The organism is Streptomyces sp. NRRL F-6492, assembly GCF_001280125.1.
Lineage (GTDB): Bacteria > Actinomycetota > Actinomycetes > Streptomycetales > Streptomycetaceae > Streptomyces.
The window spans coordinates 1-16,496 of sequence record NZ_LGEG01000024.1 but is presented as its reverse complement, the minus strand read 5'-3'; the positions used below and the strand labels follow the sequence as shown (position 1 = coordinate 16,496).

The following is a 16,496-nucleotide window of genomic DNA, read 5'->3' as shown; positions in this document are numbered from 1 at the left end:
ACCGCTTACGTCGTCCGGCGCCGTCTCGCGCCCGGCCGCCGCTCGCTCGGCCGCGTGACCGGGTCGCCCGCCTCCAGGGCGGACTCCCGCCGCCGCGTGCCGAAGTCCGCGAGGGCCTCGGCCAGCTTGTGGACGGACGGCTCCGGCGACAGGACGTCGACCCGCAGGCCGTGCTCCTCCGCCGTCTTGGCGGTGGCGGGGCCGATGCAGGCGATGACCGTCACGTTGTGCGGCTTGCCGGCGATGCCGACCAGGTTCCGCACGGTCGACGACGAGGTGAAGAGGACCGCGTCGAAGCCGCCGCCCTTGATCGCCTCGCGGGTGTCGGCCGGCGGCGGCGAGGCCCGTACGGTCCGGTAGGCGGTGACGTCGTCGACCTCCCACCCGAGCTCGATGAGGCCCGCGACCAGGGTCTCGGTCGCGATGTCGGCGCGCGGCAGGAAGACGCGGTCGATCGGGTCGAAGACCGGGTCGTACGGCGGCCAGTCCTCCAGGAGTCCGGCGGCGGACTGCTCGCCGCTGGGCACCAGATCGGGCTTGACGCCGAAGTCGACGAGCGCGGCGGCCGTCTGCTCGCCCACCGCGGCGACCTTGATCCCGGCGAAGGCGCGGGCGTCGAGGCCGTACTCCTCGAACTTCTCGCGCACGGCCTTGACGGCGTTGACGGAGGTGAAGGCGATCCACTCGTAGCGGCCGGTGACCAGGCCCTTGACCGCGCGCTCCATCTGCTGCGGGGTGCGCGGCGGTTCGACGGCGATCGTCGGGACCTCGTGCGGCACGGCGCCGTACGAGCGCAGCTGGTCGGAGAGCGAGGCGGCCTGCTCCTTGGTGCGCGGCACGAGGACCCGCCAGCCGAAGAGCGGCTTGGACTCGAACCACGACAGCTGGTCCCGCTGCGCCGGGGCGCTGCGCTCGCCGACCACGGCTATGACCGGCCGGTGGCCCTCGGGCGAGGGGAGGACCTTGCCCTGCTTGAAGACCTGGGCGATGGTGCCGAGGGTGGCGTTCCAGGTCCGCTGGCGGGTGGTCGTGCCGGCGATCGTGACGGTAAGCGGGGTGTCCGGCTTGCGGCCGGCCGCCACCAGCTCGCCGGCGGCGGCGGCCACCGAGTCGAGGGTGGTGGAGACGACGACGGTGCCGTCGGAGGCGCCGACCTCGGCCCAGCACCGCTCGTCGGCGCTGCGGGCGTCGACGAAGCGCACGTCGGTGCCCCGGGCGTCGCGCAGCGGGACGCCGGCGTAGGCGGGGACGCCGACGGCGGTGGCGACGCCGGGGACGATCTCGAAGGGGATGCCCTCGGCGGCGCAGGCGAGCATCTCGGCTCCGGCGTTGCCGTCGAGGCCGGGGTCGCCGGTCACCGCGCGGACGACCCGCCTGCCGCCCCTCGCGGCCTCCATGACAAGATTGGCCGCGTCCCTCAACACGGGGACTCCGGCGGCTGTTGACGCCTCGTCGACGACCGCCAGCTCCGGCGTGCTCACCCCCGCGCGCGCATGGCCGCGGACGACGTCGAGGACCTCCGGCTCGGCGATCAGGACGTCCGCCCCCGCGAGGGCCTCGACGGCCCTGAGGGTCAGGAGTCCGGGGTCACCCGGTCCCGCGCCGAGGAACGTGACGTGTCCGTGGCCCGCGAAGGGCGGGGACAGGGGGCTGGTGGTCGGGCTGGTGGGGTTCAAAGTGCTCGCTCCCCCATAAGACCGGCCGCACCCTTGGCGAGCATCTCGTCCGCGAGTACGCGTCCGAGCGCCATGGCCTCGTCGTGCGAGGTGGGTACGGGTCCGGTGGTGGACAGCTGCACCAGCGTCGAGCCGTCGGTGGTGCCGACGACGCCGCGCAGGCGCATTTCGGTGACAGCCTGCCCGTGACCGGGGTCGTCGGCCAGCAGGTCGGCGAGCGCACCCACGGGTGCGGAACAGCCGGCCTCCAGGGCGGCGAGCAGGGAACGCTCGGCGGTCACGGCGGCCCGCGTGTGCGGGTCGTCGAGAGCGGCGAGCGCGGCGACGAGTCCGGCGTCGGACGCCGGACACTCGACGGCGAGGGCCCCCTGGCCGGGGGCGGGCAGCACGACGTCGACCGGGAGGCGGTCGGCGCTCAGGGAGCCGGTGAGCTCCTCGGTGCCGCCGATGCGGTTGAGTCCGGCCGCGGCGAGGACCACCGCGTCGAGCTCTCCGCCGCGGACGTAGCCGACCCGGGTGTCGATGTTGCCCCGGATCGGGACGCAGGTGATCTCCAGGCCGTGGCTGCGCGCGTAGGCGTGGAGCTGGGCCATGCGGCGCGGCGAGCCGGTGCCGACCCGGGCGCCCGCGGGCAGCCGGTCCAGCGTGATGCCGGCGGGGGCGATCAGTACGTCGCGGGGGTCCTCGCGGCGGGGGATCGCGGCCACGACCAGGTCGGGGTGCGGAGTGGTCGGCAGGTCCTTCAGCGAGTGGACGGCGAAGTCCACCTCGCCGGCGAGCAGCGCGTCGCGCAGGGCGGCGACGAAGACGCCGGTGCCGCCGATCTGCGCGAGGTGCTCGCGGGAGGTGTCCCCGTACGTCGTGATCTCCACGAGCTCGACGGGCCGGCCGGTCAGCTGCCGTACGGCTTCGGCCACGTGCCCGGACTGGGCCATGGCGAGCTTGCTGCGCCTGGTCCCGAGCCTCAGTGCCCTCTCGGTCATACTCGCCCTCGGTTCTTGACGTCGGCGTCATTCAGGTCGGCCCGGCTGACGGCGGCGACCGTCTCCGGGTCGAGGTCGAAGAGTGTCCGCAGCGCGTCCGCGTACCCGGCGCCGCCGGGCTCGCTGGCGAGCTGCTTGACCCGCACGGTCGGCGCGTGCAGGAGCTTGTCGACCACGCGGCGCACGGTCTGGGTGATCTCGGCGCGCTGCTTCTCGTCGAGGCCGGGGAGGCGGCCTTCGAGGCGTGCGACCTCGGTGGTCACGACGTCGGCGGCCATGGCGCGCAGGGCGACGACGGTGGGGGTGATGTGGGCGGCGCGCTGGGCGGCGCCGAAGGCGGCGACCTCGTCGGAGACGATGGCCCGGACCTGGTCGACGTCGGCGGCCATGGGCGCGTCGGCGGAGGCCTCGGCGAGCGACTCGATGTCGACGAGCCGGACGCCGGGGACGCGGTGGGCGGCGGCGTCGATGTCGCGGGGCATGGCGAGGTCGAGCAGGGCGAGGGGGGCCTCGCGGTCCCGTACGGCGGTCGCGACGCCGTCGCCGGTGAGGACGAGTCCGGTGGCGCCGGTACAGGAGACGACGATGTCGGCGCGGTCCAGTTCGTCGCCGACGGCAACCATCTCGGCCGCGCGTGCGGCGACTCCCGTGCCGCCGGGCTCGCTCAGGATCCGGGCGAGCCGCTCGGCGCGGGCGAGGGTGCGGTTGGCGACGACGATCTCGGCGACGCCGGCGCGGGCGAGGGTGGCGGCGGCCAGGGAGGACATCGAGCCGGCGCCGATGACGAGGGCCTTCTTGCCCTTGGCCCAGGTCTCGACGTCCTCGCCGTCGGCGAGCTGTTCCAGGCCGAAGGTGACGAGCGACTGTCCGGCCCGGTCGATGCCGGTCTCGCTGTGGGCGCGCTTGCCGACCCGCAGGGCCTGCTGGAAGAGGTCGTTGAGGAGGCGTCCCGCGGTGTGGAGGTCCTGGCCGAGGGCGAGGGCGTCCTTGATCTGGCCGAGGATCTGGCCCTCGCCGACGACCATGGAGTCCAGACCGCAGGCCACCGAGAAGAGGTGGTGGACGGCCCGGTCCTCGTAGTGCACGTAGAGGTAGGGGGTGAGCTCGTCCAGGCCGACGCCGCTGTGCTGGGCGAGGAGCGTGGACAGCTCGGCGACGCCGGCGTGGAACTTGTCGACGTCGGCGTAGAGCTCGATGCGGTTGCAGGTGGCCAGGACGGTGCCCTCGGTGGCCGGTTCGGCGGCGAGGGTGTCCTGGAGGAGCTTGGTGCGGGTGTCCGCCGGCAGGGAGGCCCGCTCCAGGATGGATACGGGGGCGCTGCGGTGGCTGAGTCCGACGACGAGGAGGCTCATGCCGGCATCACGGCGGGGACGTCCCCGTCGGGTCCCTTGCGGGTGCCGCCGCCGGTGGTGCCGCGGGGGGCGGGCGGTGCGGCGGCGGGGGTGTGCTCCGCGTCGCCGTCGGCCCCGGCGTCCTCGCCGGCCTTGCGCTGCTCGTGGAAGGCGAGGATCTGGAGCTCGATGGAGAGGTCGACCTTGCGCACGTCGACGCCGTCGGGCACGGAGAGGACGGTCGGGGCGAAGTTCAGGATGGAGGTGACGCCGGCGGCCACGAGGCGGTCGCAGACCTGCTGGGCGACGCCGGCCGGGGTGGCGATGACGCCGATGGAGACGCCGTCCTCCTCGATGATCCGCTCGAGGTCGTCGCTGTGCTGGACGGGGATGCCGGCGACGGGCCTGCCGGTCATGGCGGGGTCGGCGTCGATCAGCGCGGCGACGCGGAAGCCGCGCGAGGCGAAGCCGCCGTAACCGGCGAGCGCGGCTCCGAGGTTGCCGATGCCGACGATGACGACGGGCCAGTCCTGGGTGAGGCCCAGCTCGCGGGAGATCTGGTAGACGAGGTACTCGACGTCGTAGCCGACCCCGCGGGTGCCGTAGGAGCCGAGGTAGCTGAAGTCCTTGCGCAGCTTCGCGGAGTTGACGCCCGCCGCGGCCGCGAGCTCCTCGGAGGAGACCGTGGGTACGGAGCGCTCCGAGAGCGCGGTCAGCGCGCGCAGATACAGCGGAAGCCGGGCGACGGTGGCCTCGGGAATTCCTCGGCTACGGGTCGCCGGTCGGTGAGTTCGGCCAGTTGCCACGGTGCTCCTGCGGGATGAGCGGGGCTGCAGGCGGCCGTATGTCCCAAGACCGCCCCGTCGAATGCAGGCTATGTCTTTGTGAACGCGTGCACAAAGATGGTGTCCGTTTTGTCCGGCCAAAGTGACCGGGGTCACGCGGCCGGTTCCCGTTGCCGTGGAACCGCGGAGGAGCGCGACGCGTTGAGAACCCGAAGGGGGCAAAGCCGCACACTCTCCTCACGGTGACGCCCCCGAAACCCAACAAAACGTCCATGATGGTAACCGGGTTCCGGTCATGCGCCCAGTTCGCGCCGGAGCCGGTCGGCGTCCACACGCCAGAAGGTGTGCTGCTCCCCGTCGACCAGGACGACGGGAACCTGCTCCCAGTACGCCCGGTACAGCTCCTCGTCGCGGGTGATGTCCTTCTCCTCCCAGGAGGCCCCCGTCTCCGCGCACACGGCCTCGACCACCGCCCTCGCGTCGTCGCAGAGGTGGCAGCCCGGCCTGCCGATCAGGGTCACGGTCCGCGCCCCGGCGTCCGCCTTCTTCTTCCGTCCGAACATGGCGCCCATTCTGTCCCGCCGCGACGGAACCCCGGACGGCCCGGCGCGCGGACGGCCCGGCGCGCGGAGGTCCCGGCACCCGGACGGACCGGCGCCCCCGGACGGACGCGCCCGGACGTGACCCGATCGACAGGAGGGCCCCGCACTGTTCACGCCGCGGCATCGTCACAAGTCGGGAAGTACCGAACAGACTGGCTATGCTCACGGCATGGCCGCTCTGGGATGGCTCACCCCTCGTAGGCGCTCCGCCACCGCGCGCAGCGTCCTCGCAGGCGAGGCCGCTGCCGAGGCAGCGCGCAAGACCTCGCTCCAGCTGGAACGGGAGCGGGAGGAGGCCTCGGCCGTCCCCCCCGCCGAGCCCGATTTCCCGGTCGTCGGCGACGTGCGGGCGGCCGCCTTCTTCGACCTCGACAACACCGTGATGCAGGGCGCCGCGATCTTCCACTTCGGCCGCGGCCTGTACAAGCGGAAGTTCTTCCAGCGCCGCGAGCTCGCCCGCTTCGCCTGGCAGCAGGCCTGGTTCCGGCTCGCCGGCGTCGAGGACCCCGAGCACATGCAGGACGCCCGCGAAAGCGCCCTGTCCATCGTCAAGGGCCACCGCGTCTCCGAACTGATGAGCATCGGCGAGGAGATCTACGACGAGTACATGGCCGACCGGATCTGGCCCGGGACCCGCGGCCTCGCCCAGGCGCACCTGGACGCGGGCCAGAAGGTGTGGCTCGTCACGGCCGCCCCGGTCGAGACGGCCACGATCATCGCCCGCCGGCTCGGCCTGACCGGCGCGCTCGGCACGGTCGCCGAGTCCGTCGACGGCGTCTACACCGGCAGGCTGGTCGGCGAGCCCCTGCACGGACCGGCCAAGGCCGAGGCGGTGCGGGCCCTCGCCGGCGCGGAGGGCCTCGACCTGGGCCGCTGCGCCGCGTACAGCGACTCGCACAACGACATCCCGATGCTCTCGCTCGTCGGGCACCCGTACGCGATCAACCCGGACACCAAGCTCCGCAGGCACGCCAAGGACCGGGAGTGGCGGCTGCGCGACTACCGGACCGGGCGCAAGGCCGCCAAGGTCGGCATCCCCGCCGCCGCGGGCCTGGGCGCGCTGGCCGGCGGCACGGCCGCCGCGGTCGCCCTGCACCGCCGCCGCCACTGACTCCGGGCGCCCTCCGCCGCCCCTGAGCTGCCGATACGTTTCGGCTGCGATCATCTGCGACAACCCCGGACCGGGCGCCCTCACCCGTCCGTGGTCGAACAGCACCGCACAGGTCGACTCCCGGGCATTCCCGGGCCCTTACCCCGCAGCGGCCCGGATCACTCGCGCATCTCTCACTTGAGCACAACGCAACGTGCACGTGATCACATTCGAAAGCAGACCGATCAACAACCAGTCACCAACTGGACCTTGATCCGACTGCAAGCAGTAACAGATACGACGGAACCGGCGATTTCTGCAACTGGGTGTAGCGCTGCCTGTACGAAGCGTTATTCTCCTCAGACGCACAAAGGACCCCTCACGTCGCTACGACGGGTGAACGGTCCCGCACTGCACGTGATGGAAGCTCTGCCTCTGGGAGTCCCGTGTACCCACACGTCGGGGTTGACACCTCGGGCCTGGCTACGCTGCGCGCAACGGTCCTCGACCACTTGCGCGGCTTCGTCCCCACCGCGTACGCCGGCCCCGTCCCCGCCTTCGCCTTCGCCGCACCGGCACCCGTCGGACCTTGCTACGCCCTGGCCGACGGCAGCGCCGCCGTGGGCAGACGCGGCGCCCGTTCCGGAGCCTCGGCCCCCGCCCGCCGTCCCACCGCGGACAGCGACAGCGCCCGCATGATGGACCTCGTCGAGCGCGCCCAGGCGGGCGAGGCCGAGGCCTTCGGCCGCCTGTACGACCAGTACAGCGACACGGTCTACCGCTACATCTACTACCGCGTCGGCGGGAAGGCGACGGCGGAGGACCTCACCAGCGAGACGTTCCTGCGCGCCCTGCGCCGGATCTCCACCTTCACCTGGCAGGGCCGCGACTTCGGCGCCTGGCTCGTCACCATCGCCCGGAACCTGGTCGCCGACCACTTCAAGTCCAGCCGGTTCCGCCTGGAGGTCACCACCGGCGAGATGCTCGACGCCAACGAGGTGGAACGCAGCCCGGAGGACTCCGTCCTGGAGTCCCTCTCCAACGCCGCCCTCCTCGACGCGGTCCGCCGCCTCAACCCCCAGCAGCAGGAGTGCGTGACCCTGCGCTTCCTCCAGGGCCTCTCGGTCGCCGAGACCGCTCGCGTCATGGGGAAGAACGAGGGGGCGATCAAGACCCTCCAGTACCGGGCGGTCCGCACCCTGGCCCGCCTCCTTCCGGACGACGCCCGCTGACGCGGCGGCGCCCGCCGGCCCGGTGGCGTCCGCCGAACCGGCGATGCCCGCCGAACCGGCGGCGCGCGCCGACCGGACGCCCCCCGCCGACCGCCCGGCGCCCCCCACGCGCCCCGGTCCGCGGCCGTCCCTCCTTCTCCCCCATTCCCCTCACTCCCCCCACACGTCCCCACGACCCCCGTCCAACTCACAGTCGGTGACGCCTCAGTGACGCACTGGTCCGATCATCTCTCGCGCGTAACCCAAGTGCCGCGCCGCTCGTTGTGCGGGATGCAGGCTCCCCGAGGTCACGCCATGCCCGCGGCCACTCACTCTTTCGTGTGGTCGCGCTCAAGGTGTGCAACCCTCCGGACACCCCGGGGAGTCGACCGTCATGACGAGAGGAGGTGCCGCCAGTGATCGCGAACGTATCGGCGCACCGGCGGGCGAACGCCTTCGCCCAGGCCCTGGAGGAACGGGCGTCCGAGGGCGCTGCGGCCGAGCAGCCCGAGACCCCGGCCGAACCGGCCGAACCTGCACCGCAGGGACGGCTCCTGGCCTTGGCGAACGGACTCGGTGAGCTGCCCAAGCCGCAGCTGGATCCCGAGGTCAAGGTGGTGCACCGGGCCCGGATGGTCGCCGCCATGGAAGCGATGCTCATGGAGGGGACCGCGGCCGCGGGCCCCACGGTGCCGGAGCAGCGGACGTCCACCGGCAAGGGAGCCCACCGGGCGTCCTCGCTCCGGAAGCTGCGCCCCCGTTCCCGCTGGTCCAAGGGGCTCGCCGCCGGCGGCCTCACGGTCGGTGTGGCCGCGGGCGCCTTCGGCGGAGTGGCCGCCGCCAGCTCCGACGCGCTTCCCGGTGACTCGCTCTACGGGCTGAAGCGCGGGATGGAGGACATCAAGCTGGGCATGGCGGACGACGACGCGGACCGCGGCGGCATCTACCTCGACCAGGCCTCCACCCGCCTCAGCGAGGCCCGCCGCCTCATGGAGCGCGGCCGCGCGGGCGACCTCGACCACGAGTCGCTCGCCGAGATCCGCCGCGTCCTGGGCGGGATGAAGCACGACGCCGCCGAGGGCCACCGGCTGCTCCGCCAGGCGTACGAGCGGGACGGCGCCATCGCCCCGATGGCCCGGCTCAACTCCTTCGCCCAGGCCCACCGGGACACCTGGGACGGCCTGCGCGACCGGCTCCCCGTACAGCTCGCGGACGTCGGCAGCGAGGTCACGCACGTCTTCGACGCCATAGACGAAGAGGTCGAGCCGCTCCAGTCGGTGCTCCCCCGCACCCCCGAGAAGGGCGCGGTCGGCACCGAGGGCCCCCGCAGCACGCCCAGCGCGCCGCAGGACGCCCGCGAGACCGTGACCCGGCGTCCGCCGGCCGGCCGGGAGACGCCGTCCTCGGGCGGCCCGTCCACCGCGCCCCGCCCGTCGGGCCCCGGCGGCACGGGCACGAGTCCCGGCACGGACGGCGGCACCACCGCACCGCCGCAGGACGACGGCCTCATCGGCGGCGGCAGCGGCGGACTGCTCAAGCCCTCCCCGACCGGGACGCCGACGTCCCCGCCGGCGGCGGACCAGCCGGCACCCGACGTCCCCGACGTCACCATCCCGCCCATCCTGCCGGGCCTGCTTCCGGGCCTCGGCATCGACAGCGAGGACGCTCGCTAGCAAGGAGAAGGGGCGCCCCCACGGACGGGGGACGCCCCTTCTTCCTGCCCCGCCCCCGGCCACGGGGACCGGGCACGGCTCAGAAGAACACCGAACGCCGCTGCACCAGCAGCTTGTAGAGCGTGTGCTGGATCTGCTCCCGCACCTGGTCCGTCAGGTTGAACATCAGCATCGGGTCCTCCGCCGCCTCCGGCGCGTAGGAGTCCGTCTGGATCGGCTCCCCGAACTGGATCGTCCACTTCGTCGGCAGCGGCAGCGCCCCCAGCGGCCCCAGCCACGGGAAGGTCGGGGTCAGCGGGAAGTACGGCAGGCCGAGCACCCGCGCCAGGGTCCTCGCGTTCCCGACCATCGGGTATATCTCCTCCGCGCCCACGATCGAGCAGGGCACGATCGGCACCCCGGCCCGCAGCGCCGTCGAGACGAACCCGCCCCGCCCGAACCGCTGGAGCTTGTACCGCTCCCCGAAGGGCTTCCCGATCCCCTTGAAGCCCTCCGGCATCACCCCGACGATCTCGCCGGCCCGCAGCAGCCGCTCCGCGTCCTCCGCGCACGCCAGGGTGTGCCCCGCCTTGCGCGCCAGCTCGTTGACGACCGGCAGCACGAAGACCAGGTCCGCGGCCAGCAGCCGCAGGTGCCGCCCCGCCGGATGGTGGTCGTGGACGGCGACCTGCATCATCAGGCCGTCCAGCGGCAGCGTCCCCGAGTGGTTGGCGACGATCAGCGCCCCGCCCTTGTCGGGGATGTTCTCGACGCCCTTCACCTCCACCCGGAAGTACTTCTCGTACAGCGGGCGCAGCAGCGACATCAGGACCTGGTCGGTGAGCTCCTCGTCGTAGCCGAACTCGTCGACCTCGTACTCGCCGGTGATCCGCCGCCGCAGGAACGCCAGCCCGCCCGCGAGCCGCCGCTCCCAGCCGCCCCCGGCCTCCGGCGGCTCCGGGGCGACGGGCGCGGCCGGCTGCTCCTCCACCGCCCGGACGGCGGGGAGTTCCGGCTCCTGGGGCCCCGGCAGGGCCCGTACGGCCGCCTCCTCGCCGTCGGCCCGGGCGGGCCTGCGACGGGCCCGTGAGCGGTCGTCGTCGAAGGGAATGACCTTGGCGTCCGCCATCGCAGTCGGGCCTCCTCAGGCGCCGTCGTGAACTGTGGGAGTTCCGGAAGGAGAAGAAGGAGCGAGGTGCCCGGCGAGCCGGTCCACCGCCCCGGCCAGCGCCTCGGGCGGCAGCAGCCCCCGCCCCCGGCCGCGGGCGAAGTCCGCGAAGGCCTCCGCCGTCGTGTGCCGGGGCGAGAAGCCGAAGACCTCGCGCGTGTGGACCGTCGAGACGACCCTGCCGTGCGTGAGCAGCCGGATCTGCTCGGGCGCGAAGTCGGTGATGCCGACCGTGCGCAGCGCCGTCCCCACCCAGGTGACCGCCGGGAGCAGCACCGGCACCGTCGGCCGGCCGAGCCGCCGCGCGCACTGGGAGAGGAGCAGCACCCCGTCCCCGGCCACGTTGAAGGTGCCGCTGTTCTGGGTGGCCCTGCGCGGCTCGTGCGCCGCCAGGCGCAGGACGTCGGTCACGTCGTCCTCGTGGACGAACTGGAGCCGGGGGTCGTAGCCGAGGACGGTCGGCAGGACCGGCAGCGCCAGGTACTCGGTCAGCGGGGAGTCGATCCGGGGCCCCAGGATGTTCGCGAACCTCAGCACGCACACGGCCACGTCCGGGCGGCGCCGGGCGAAGCCCCGTACGTATCCCTCGACCTCGACGGCGTCCTTCGCGAAGCCCCCGCTCGGCAGCGCCTTCGCGGGCGTCGTCTCGGTGAAGACGGCCGGGTCGCGCGGCGCGGAGCCGTACACGCTCGTACTGGACTTGACGACGAGGCGCGCGATCCGCGGCGACTTCTGGCAGGCGCCGAGGAGCTGCATGGTGCCGATGACGTTGGTCTCCTTGACCGACGTCCGGCCGCCCCCGCCGAGGGCCGTCCCGGTGACGTCCAGGTGGACCACCGTGTCGACGTCGTGCTCGACGAGGACCTTCGCGATCTCGGGGCGGCGGATGTCCACCCGTACGAAGTCGGCGGCGCCGAGCTGGTGCGCCGGGTCGACCGCGTCCACCGCGATCACCCGCTCCACCTCGGGGTCCCGCTGGATCCGCCGCACGAAGCGGCCGCCGAGGTGCCGGGCGGCACCGGTGACGAGCACGACCTTGCCCAAGATCAGCGCCTTCCGTCCGTCTTCCGGGGATCGCTTCCGCTGCTTCTGCCGGTCCCGCCGGTTCCGTCGGTCCGACCGGTTCCTTAGGTTCCGCTGGTCGCCACCGTAGCGCTTCCAGATTTCGTTGCAATAAAAGCGTGGCCCTCCACCGCGAACGGTGAAGGGCCACGCCCGACGCACTGAATGCTGCGGTGCAGCTGTCGCCTTACTTCTTGTTGCGACGCTGAACGCGCGTGCGCTTGAGCAGCTTGCGGTGCTTCTTCTTCGCCATCCGCTTGCGCCGCTTCTTGATAACAGAGCCCACGACTACCCTCGCTCACTTCTCGGAACATTCCCGCCTCGGCGGGAATCGGTGCGGGGCGTCTGGGCCCACACGACCTACGTCGGCCTAGCCTACCGTCCCGAGCACCTCGCTCGTAATCCGAGGGCGATGTCCGGATCACCCGGGGGCCGCCCGGGGTCCTCCCGGGCTTCTCCCGGCGCCGTGCCGCGCGCTCGCTACGCGGTCCCCACCCCCACGTAGGACTCCCGGAGGTACTCGTGCACCGCCTGTTCCGGCACCCGGAAGGACCTGCCCACCCGGATCGCCGGCAGATGACCGCTGTGCACCAAGCGGTACACGGTCATCTTCGAGACGCGCATCACCGAGGCGACTTCCGCCACGGTCAGAAACTTGACCTCGTTGAGAGGTCGATCGCCAGCAGCCATGACCCACCTGTACCTTCCGCCGCGACGCCCACCGGCTTCCCCTCCGGTGACTCTTCGTCGCCGAGCGCTCACGATCCAGAGTAGGGGCGGGTGGTACGAGTGGGGAAGAGGAGCTGCCACCGGCCGTTTACCGTGACAGACACGCGCGATTGAGTACATAGCGCGTCAGCGGGAGGTACGAGGCGGAGCGCACCCCGTCGTCGAGCGGAACCACGGCCGACACCTGCCCCTCCGCCTCCCCGACGAACAGCGCGGGATCGTCCGTATCGGCGAGCCCGATGGCCTCGATACCCAGCTGACCTGCTCCGCAGACCCATCCGTGGTCCCCGACCACCAGCTCCGGAAGCGGCCCGCCGGAGTCGGCCGCGCTCTCCAGGGCGGCCCTGACCGGCAGCGGCGAATGACAGTGCGCCCCCGGTGCGCGCCCGCCGCCGGGCGGTCCGGGTTCCCGCACGAACGCCACCCCCCGTGCGTAGTCGAGGAGGTACGTGCGTACGCCGAACCGGGTCGTCATGTCGACACATCTCCCCTGCGCCGGGGTGAGGACAAGACATCCCGCCGCCGACAAGGCGTCTGCGAGAGCGGCGTAGAAACCGAGCAACCGGTGCGGATGCCCCGTCCCCAGGAGCACCGGAACCCGCCGGGCCGCCGCCGCGCCGAGCCGCGCCGCGAAGGCGTCGAGCCCCCGCACCGTCCGCTCCGGGTCGATGGCGTCCGGCCCCGACCGGTGCCCCGGGTCCCCCGACACCCCGCACCGGTCGGCCATGAGCCGCAGCAGCGCGGCCTCGTCCCACGCCCGCACCGGGTCGAGCCCGAGCAGCACCCGGGGATCGCGCGCGGCGAAGAGCCGGTAGCTCCGCAGGTTCTCCTCCCGCGGGGTCGCCACCGCGCCCGCCAACCCCGCCGCCAACAGATGCGCCCGCAGCTCCCCGGTACTCAACACCCTTCCGATGCTGCCGGAACGCGCGCGCCGGGGGACGCGAACCTGCCGGACGCCCCACCGTCGGCGTAACTTCCGGCAGGGCGTTCCCGGGGCCGAAGGCCGGCTAGGCCAGCAGCCCCCGCAGCGGGAAGGCCGCCTTGCGGGTCGCGATCACCGCCTGGTCGAGCCGGTCCGCCGGGTCGTACCCCCCGGCCCAGTCCCGGAAGTCCACCGGCCACCGCCCGTCCGTCATCCGCGCGGGCCCCAACTGCCTCGTCCGCGCGTACACCTCGTCCCGCCAGGACGAGGGGATCACCGACTCCGGGTCCACGGGCGCGTGCGCCGCGATCCCCACCAGGTGCGTCCACGACCGGGGTACGACGTCCACCACCGCGTACCCGCCGCCGCCGAGCGCCAGCCACTTGCCCCCGGCGTGCTCGTGCGCCAGCTCGTGGCAGGCCTCCTGCACCGCCCGCTGGGCGTCGAGGGAGACCGCCAGGTGGGCGAGCGGGTCCTCGAAGTGCGTGTCCGCCCCGTGCTGCGTCACGAGGACCTGCGGCCGGAAGTCGGCGATCAGCTCCGGCACGACCGCGTGGAAGGCCCGCAGCCATCCCGCGTCCCCGGTCCCGGCCGGCAGCGCCACGTTCACGGCCCCGCCCTCGCCGGCCCCCGGCGCGCCGGTCTCCTCCGGCCAGCCGGTCTGCGGGAACAGCGTCCTCGGATGCTCGTGCAGCGAGACCGTCAGGACCCGCGGGTCCTCCCAGAACGCCGCCTGCACCCCGTCCCCGTGGTGCACGTCCACATCCACGTACGCCACCCGCTCCGCGCCCAGTTCGAGGAGCCGGGCGATGGCGAGCGAGGCGTCGTTGTAGATGCAGAAGCCCGCGGCCGCCCCGGGCATCGCGTGGTGCAGCCCGCCGGAGAAGTTCACCGCGTGCGCGGCCTCCCCGCGCCACACGGCCTCCGCCGCCCCCACCGACTGCCCGGCGATCAGCGCCGACACCTCGTGCATCCCGGCGAACGCCGGATCGTCGACCGTGCCGAGCCCGTACGCCTGGTCGGCGCGGCGCGGGTCGGCCGAGGCCGCCCGCACGGCCGTCACGTAGTCCTCGCGGTGCACGAGCCGCAGCGTCGAGTCCCCGGCCGGCTTCGCCGCGACCACGTCGACCGCCCGGTCGAGCCCGTAGGCCCGCACCAGCGACATCGTCAGCGCGAGCCGTACCGGATCCATCGGATGCTCGGACCCGAAGTCGTACTGCGTGACAGCTTCATCCCACATCAACAGTGCGCGGCCGCTCATGCCCGCCACCGTATCGGGCCCCTCGCGGGCCGAACGACGTGGCGTACGCCACCGTCACCAGGACGAGCACCATCGGCACCAGCATGGCGCCCCGGTAGCTCCACGCGTCCCCGAGCGCCCCCACGAGCGGCGACCCGATCAGGAACCCGACGTAGTTGAAGACGTTCAGCCGGGCGACGGCCGCGTCGCTGTTCCCGGGGAAGAGCCGCCCGGCGGCGGCGAAGGTCTGCGGCACGATCACGCTGAGCCCGAGCCCGAGCAGCGTGAACGCGGCGATCCCCGCCCAGGCGCCCGGCGCCACCGCGACGAGCCCGAACCCGAGCGCCGCGAGCACGGCCCCGCCGCGCACGACCGCCGCGGCCCCGAGCCGGCGCACCCCGAAGTCCCCGACGGCCCGCCCGAGGAGCGTCGTCACCATGTACGCGTTGTACGGCACGGTCGCCAGCTCCTCGGAGCTGCCGAGCACGTCCTGGAGGTACTTGGCGCTCCAGTTGGCGACCGTGGAGTCCCCGATGTACGCGAAGGTCATGACGAGGCAGAGCGGCAGCAGCAGCTTGAACGCGACCCCGCCGCTCCCCTTCTCCGCGCCCTCCTGCGCTGCGGGTCCGTCACCACCGGCCGCGTACCACCGGCTGCCGACGAGCGCGAGGGGCAACAGGACGGCCACGACCGGCAGATAGGACGTGAACAGCGACAGGTGCCAGTGCGCCCCCACCCAGGCGAGCGAGGCCCCCACGATCCCGCCGAGGCTGTACGAGGCGTGGAAGCCGAGCATGATGCTCCGCCCGTACGCCCGCTGGAGGCTCACGCCCAGCATGTTCATGGACGCGTCCAGGGCGCCCACGGCGACCCCGAAGAGCCCGAGGGCGACGGCCGCCTCCCACAGCTCCGTACCGGCCCCCACGCCGAGCAGGGACAGGAGCACGAAGGGCTGCGCCCACCGCAGCACCACGGCCGGCCCCACCCGGGCGACGACCTTCTCGGTCGTCACGCTCGCCACTCCGGCGAGGATCGGCACGGCCGCCAGGAAGGCGGGGAGCAGCGCGTCGGATATCCCGTACCGGTCCTGGATCGCGGGTATCCGGGTCACGAGCAGGGCGAAGGTGACCCCCTGCACGAAGAAGCCGACCGCCAGGGATCCCCGCCCACGCCGCAACCGCGTATCCGTCATGGCGGCACAGCGTACGGCCGGAACCTACCCCTGGGTAGATGGATCAGAGACCCAAAATCGCGGGCAGCTCGTCCATCCTCCGGAAGAACCCACGGGCCCCGGCGAGCTTCTCCTCGGGCGTCATCGCGGTGAACCCGTACACGTCCATCCCCGCGGCCAGGGCGGCCCGCACGCCGAGCGGGCTGTCCTCGACGACGACGCACCGCCCGGGCTCGACGCCCATCCGCGCGGCGGCGTACAGGAACAGGTCCGGCGCCGGCTTGCCCCGGCCGACGTCCTCGGAGCTGAAGACGTTCCCGTCCCGGAACCAGGCGTCGAGCCCGGTCTTCCGGTGCCCGACCCCGATCCGCTCGTGACTCCCCGAGGAGGCCACGCAGTACGGGACCCCGGCCCCGACGAGCCGCTTCAGCACGTCCTCGGCCCCGGGCACGGGCTCCAACTCCGCCCGGAACGCGGCGAAGACGCGCGCGTGGAAGACGTCGTCGAAGTCCACGGGCAACCGCTGCCCGGTCCGCTCCTCGACCAGGTCGTGAACGCGGTGCATGGCGGACCCCATGTAGTCCCGCAGCGAGTCCTCGTAGGAGGTGGGGTGCCCGAGCTCCGTCAGATAGCCGGCCAACAGGGTGTTGGAGATCGGCTCGCTGTCCACCAGCACACCGTCGTTGTCGAAGATGACCAAGTCGTATCGCATGGCACAAGCCTAGAACGCAAAAATGCCTCAACCCCCGGACAATGTCCGGGGGTTGAGGCTAAAAATTGTTCGGCGGTGTCCTACTCTCCCACAGGGTCCCCCCTGCAGTACCATCGGCGCTGAAAGGCTTAGCTTCCGGGTTCGGAATGTAACCGGGCGTTT

16 protein-coding genes and 1 rRNA gene are annotated in these 16,496 nt (G+C 72.9%); 3 read left to right on the top strand and 14 right to left on the bottom strand.

All coding sequences use genetic code 11. From position 1 onward, the window contains the following. Positions 1 to 5: 5 nt before the first annotated feature. The 5 genes from ADL08_RS04300 to ADL08_RS04280 form a co-directional block, all read right to left on the bottom strand. A complete protein-coding gene (locus ADL08_RS04300) occupies positions 6 to 1,676 on the bottom strand; it encodes a uroporphyrinogen-III synthase (RefSeq protein ID WP_053640682.1) in 1,671 nt (556 codons plus the stop codon). Then, complete coding sequence (gene hemC, locus ADL08_RS04295) at positions 1,673 to 2,659, bottom strand: hydroxymethylbilane synthase (RefSeq protein WP_053640681.1); 987 nt, start codon at positions 2,657 to 2,659, stop codon at positions 1,673 to 1,675. Before hemC ends, ADL08_RS04300 begins: the two co-directional genes overlap by 4 nt. After that, positions 2,656 to 4,011: a glutamyl-tRNA reductase gene (locus ADL08_RS04290; RefSeq protein WP_053640680.1), complete on the bottom strand. Its 1,356-nt coding sequence runs from the start codon at positions 4,009 to 4,011 to the stop codon at positions 2,656 to 2,658. The genes hemC and ADL08_RS04290 overlap by 4 nt, the downstream gene beginning before the upstream one ends. Next, positions 4,008 to 4,796 (bottom strand): redox-sensing transcriptional repressor Rex, encoded by a 789-nt coding sequence (locus ADL08_RS04285; protein ID WP_053640679.1) that lies wholly within the window; start codon positions 4,794 to 4,796, stop codon positions 4,008 to 4,010. The genes ADL08_RS04290 and ADL08_RS04285 overlap by 4 nt, the downstream gene beginning before the upstream one ends. 272 nt (positions 4,797 to 5,068) lie before the next feature. Continuing rightward, positions 5,069 to 5,347 (bottom strand): glutaredoxin family protein, encoded by a 279-nt coding sequence (locus ADL08_RS04280; RefSeq protein ID WP_053640678.1) that lies wholly within the window; start codon positions 5,345 to 5,347, stop codon positions 5,069 to 5,071. A gap of 199 nt (positions 5,348 to 5,546) precedes the next feature. On the opposite strand from ADL08_RS04280, the gene ADL08_RS04275 reads away from it, so the two are divergent. From ADL08_RS04275 to ADL08_RS04265, 3 genes are all read left to right on the top strand, one after another. Continuing rightward, entirely contained in the window at positions 5,547 to 6,488 is a 942-nt protein-coding gene (locus ADL08_RS04275) for an HAD family hydrolase (protein WP_053640677.1), read from the top strand. Between the two features lie 425 nt (positions 6,489 to 6,913). Then, positions 6,914 to 7,699, top strand: a complete 786-nt coding sequence (locus ADL08_RS04270) for an ECF subfamily RNA polymerase sigma factor, BldN family (RefSeq protein WP_053640676.1) — start codon at positions 6,914 to 6,916, stop codon at positions 7,697 to 7,699. Positions 7,700 to 8,094: 395 nt separating this feature from the next. Further along, a complete protein-coding gene (locus ADL08_RS04265) occupies positions 8,095 to 9,351 on the top strand; it encodes a DUF5667 domain-containing protein (protein WP_053640675.1) in 1,257 nt (418 codons plus the stop codon). Positions 9,352 to 9,430: 79 nt separating this feature from the next. On the opposite strand, the gene ADL08_RS04260 is transcribed toward ADL08_RS04265, so the two are convergent. The 9 genes from ADL08_RS04260 to rrf form a co-directional block, all read right to left on the bottom strand. After that, positions 9,431 to 10,459, bottom strand: a complete 1,029-nt coding sequence (locus ADL08_RS04260; RefSeq protein ID WP_053640674.1) for a lysophospholipid acyltransferase family protein — start codon at positions 10,457 to 10,459, stop codon at positions 9,431 to 9,433. A gap of 15 nt (positions 10,460 to 10,474) precedes the next feature. Continuing rightward, positions 10,475 to 11,542 carry an NAD-dependent epimerase/dehydratase family protein gene (locus tag ADL08_RS04255; protein WP_053640673.1) on the bottom strand — a complete coding sequence of 356 codons (1,068 nt, stop codon included), beginning with the start codon at positions 11,540 to 11,542 and terminating at the stop codon, positions 10,475 to 10,477. A 205-nt stretch (positions 11,543 to 11,747) separates the two neighbouring features. Next, on the bottom strand, positions 11,748 to 11,846 hold the full coding sequence (locus ADL08_RS35095) for a 30S ribosomal protein bS22 (protein ID WP_003948845.1): 99 nt from the start codon (positions 11,844 to 11,846) through the stop codon (positions 11,748 to 11,750). 194 nt (positions 11,847 to 12,040) lie between these two features. Beyond that, on the bottom strand, positions 12,041 to 12,250 hold the full coding sequence (locus tag ADL08_RS04250; protein WP_030219271.1) for a helix-turn-helix domain-containing protein: 210 nt from the start codon (positions 12,248 to 12,250) through the stop codon (positions 12,041 to 12,043). A gap of 127 nt (positions 12,251 to 12,377) precedes the next feature. Then, on the bottom strand, positions 12,378 to 13,193 hold the full coding sequence (locus tag ADL08_RS04245) for a phosphatase (protein WP_053640672.1): 816 nt from the start codon (positions 13,191 to 13,193) through the stop codon (positions 12,378 to 12,380). 103 nt (positions 13,194 to 13,296) lie between these two features. Further along, positions 13,297 to 14,472 carry an acetoin utilization protein AcuC gene (locus tag ADL08_RS04240; RefSeq protein ID WP_053640671.1) on the bottom strand — a complete coding sequence of 392 codons (1,176 nt, stop codon included), beginning with the start codon at positions 14,470 to 14,472 and terminating at the stop codon, positions 13,297 to 13,299. Next, positions 14,441 to 15,643 carry an MFS transporter gene (locus tag ADL08_RS04235; protein ID WP_053640670.1) on the bottom strand — a complete coding sequence of 401 codons (1,203 nt, stop codon included), beginning with the start codon at positions 15,641 to 15,643 and terminating at the stop codon, positions 14,441 to 14,443. Before ADL08_RS04235 ends, ADL08_RS04240 begins: the two co-directional genes overlap by 32 nt. Positions 15,644 to 15,686: 43 nt before the next feature. Continuing rightward, entirely contained in the window at positions 15,687 to 16,334 is a 648-nt protein-coding gene (locus ADL08_RS04230; protein ID WP_053640669.1) for an HAD family hydrolase, read from the bottom strand. Positions 16,335 to 16,401: 67 nt separating this feature from the next. Further along, positions 16,402 to 16,496: ribosomal RNA gene (gene rrf, locus ADL08_RS04225) — 5S ribosomal RNA — on the bottom strand; the annotation flags it as partial.

Coding starts and splice junctions, on each gene's coding strand:
- hemC (WP_053640681.1), bottom strand. CDS start 2,659: ATGACCGAGAGGGCACTGAGGCTCGGGACCAGGCGCAGCAAGCTCGCC.
- ADL08_RS04290 (WP_053640680.1), bottom strand. CDS start 4,011: ATGAGCCTCCTCGTCGTCGGACTCAGCCACCGCAGCGCCCCCGTATCC.
- ADL08_RS04280 (WP_053640678.1), bottom strand. CDS start 5,347: ATGGGCGCCATGTTCGGACGGAAGAAGAAGGCGGACGCCGGGGCGCGG.
- ADL08_RS04275 (WP_053640677.1), top strand. CDS start 5,547: ATGGCCGCTCTGGGATGGCTCACCCCTCGTAGGCGCTCCGCCACCGCG.
- ADL08_RS04260 (WP_053640674.1), bottom strand. CDS start 10,459: ATGGCGGACGCCAAGGTCATTCCCTTCGACGACGACCGCTCACGGGCC.
- ADL08_RS04250 (WP_030219271.1), bottom strand. CDS start 12,250: ATGGCTGCTGGCGATCGACCTCTCAACGAGGTCAAGTTTCTGACCGTG.
- ADL08_RS04240 (WP_053640671.1), bottom strand. CDS start 14,472: ATGAGCGGCCGCGCACTGTTGATGTGGGATGAAGCTGTCACGCAGTAC.
- ADL08_RS04235 (WP_053640670.1), bottom strand. CDS start 15,643: ATGACGGATACGCGGTTGCGGCGTGGGCGGGGATCCCTGGCGGTCGGC.
- ADL08_RS04230 (WP_053640669.1), bottom strand. CDS start 16,334: ATGCGATACGACTTGGTCATCTTCGACAACGACGGTGTGCTGGTGGAC.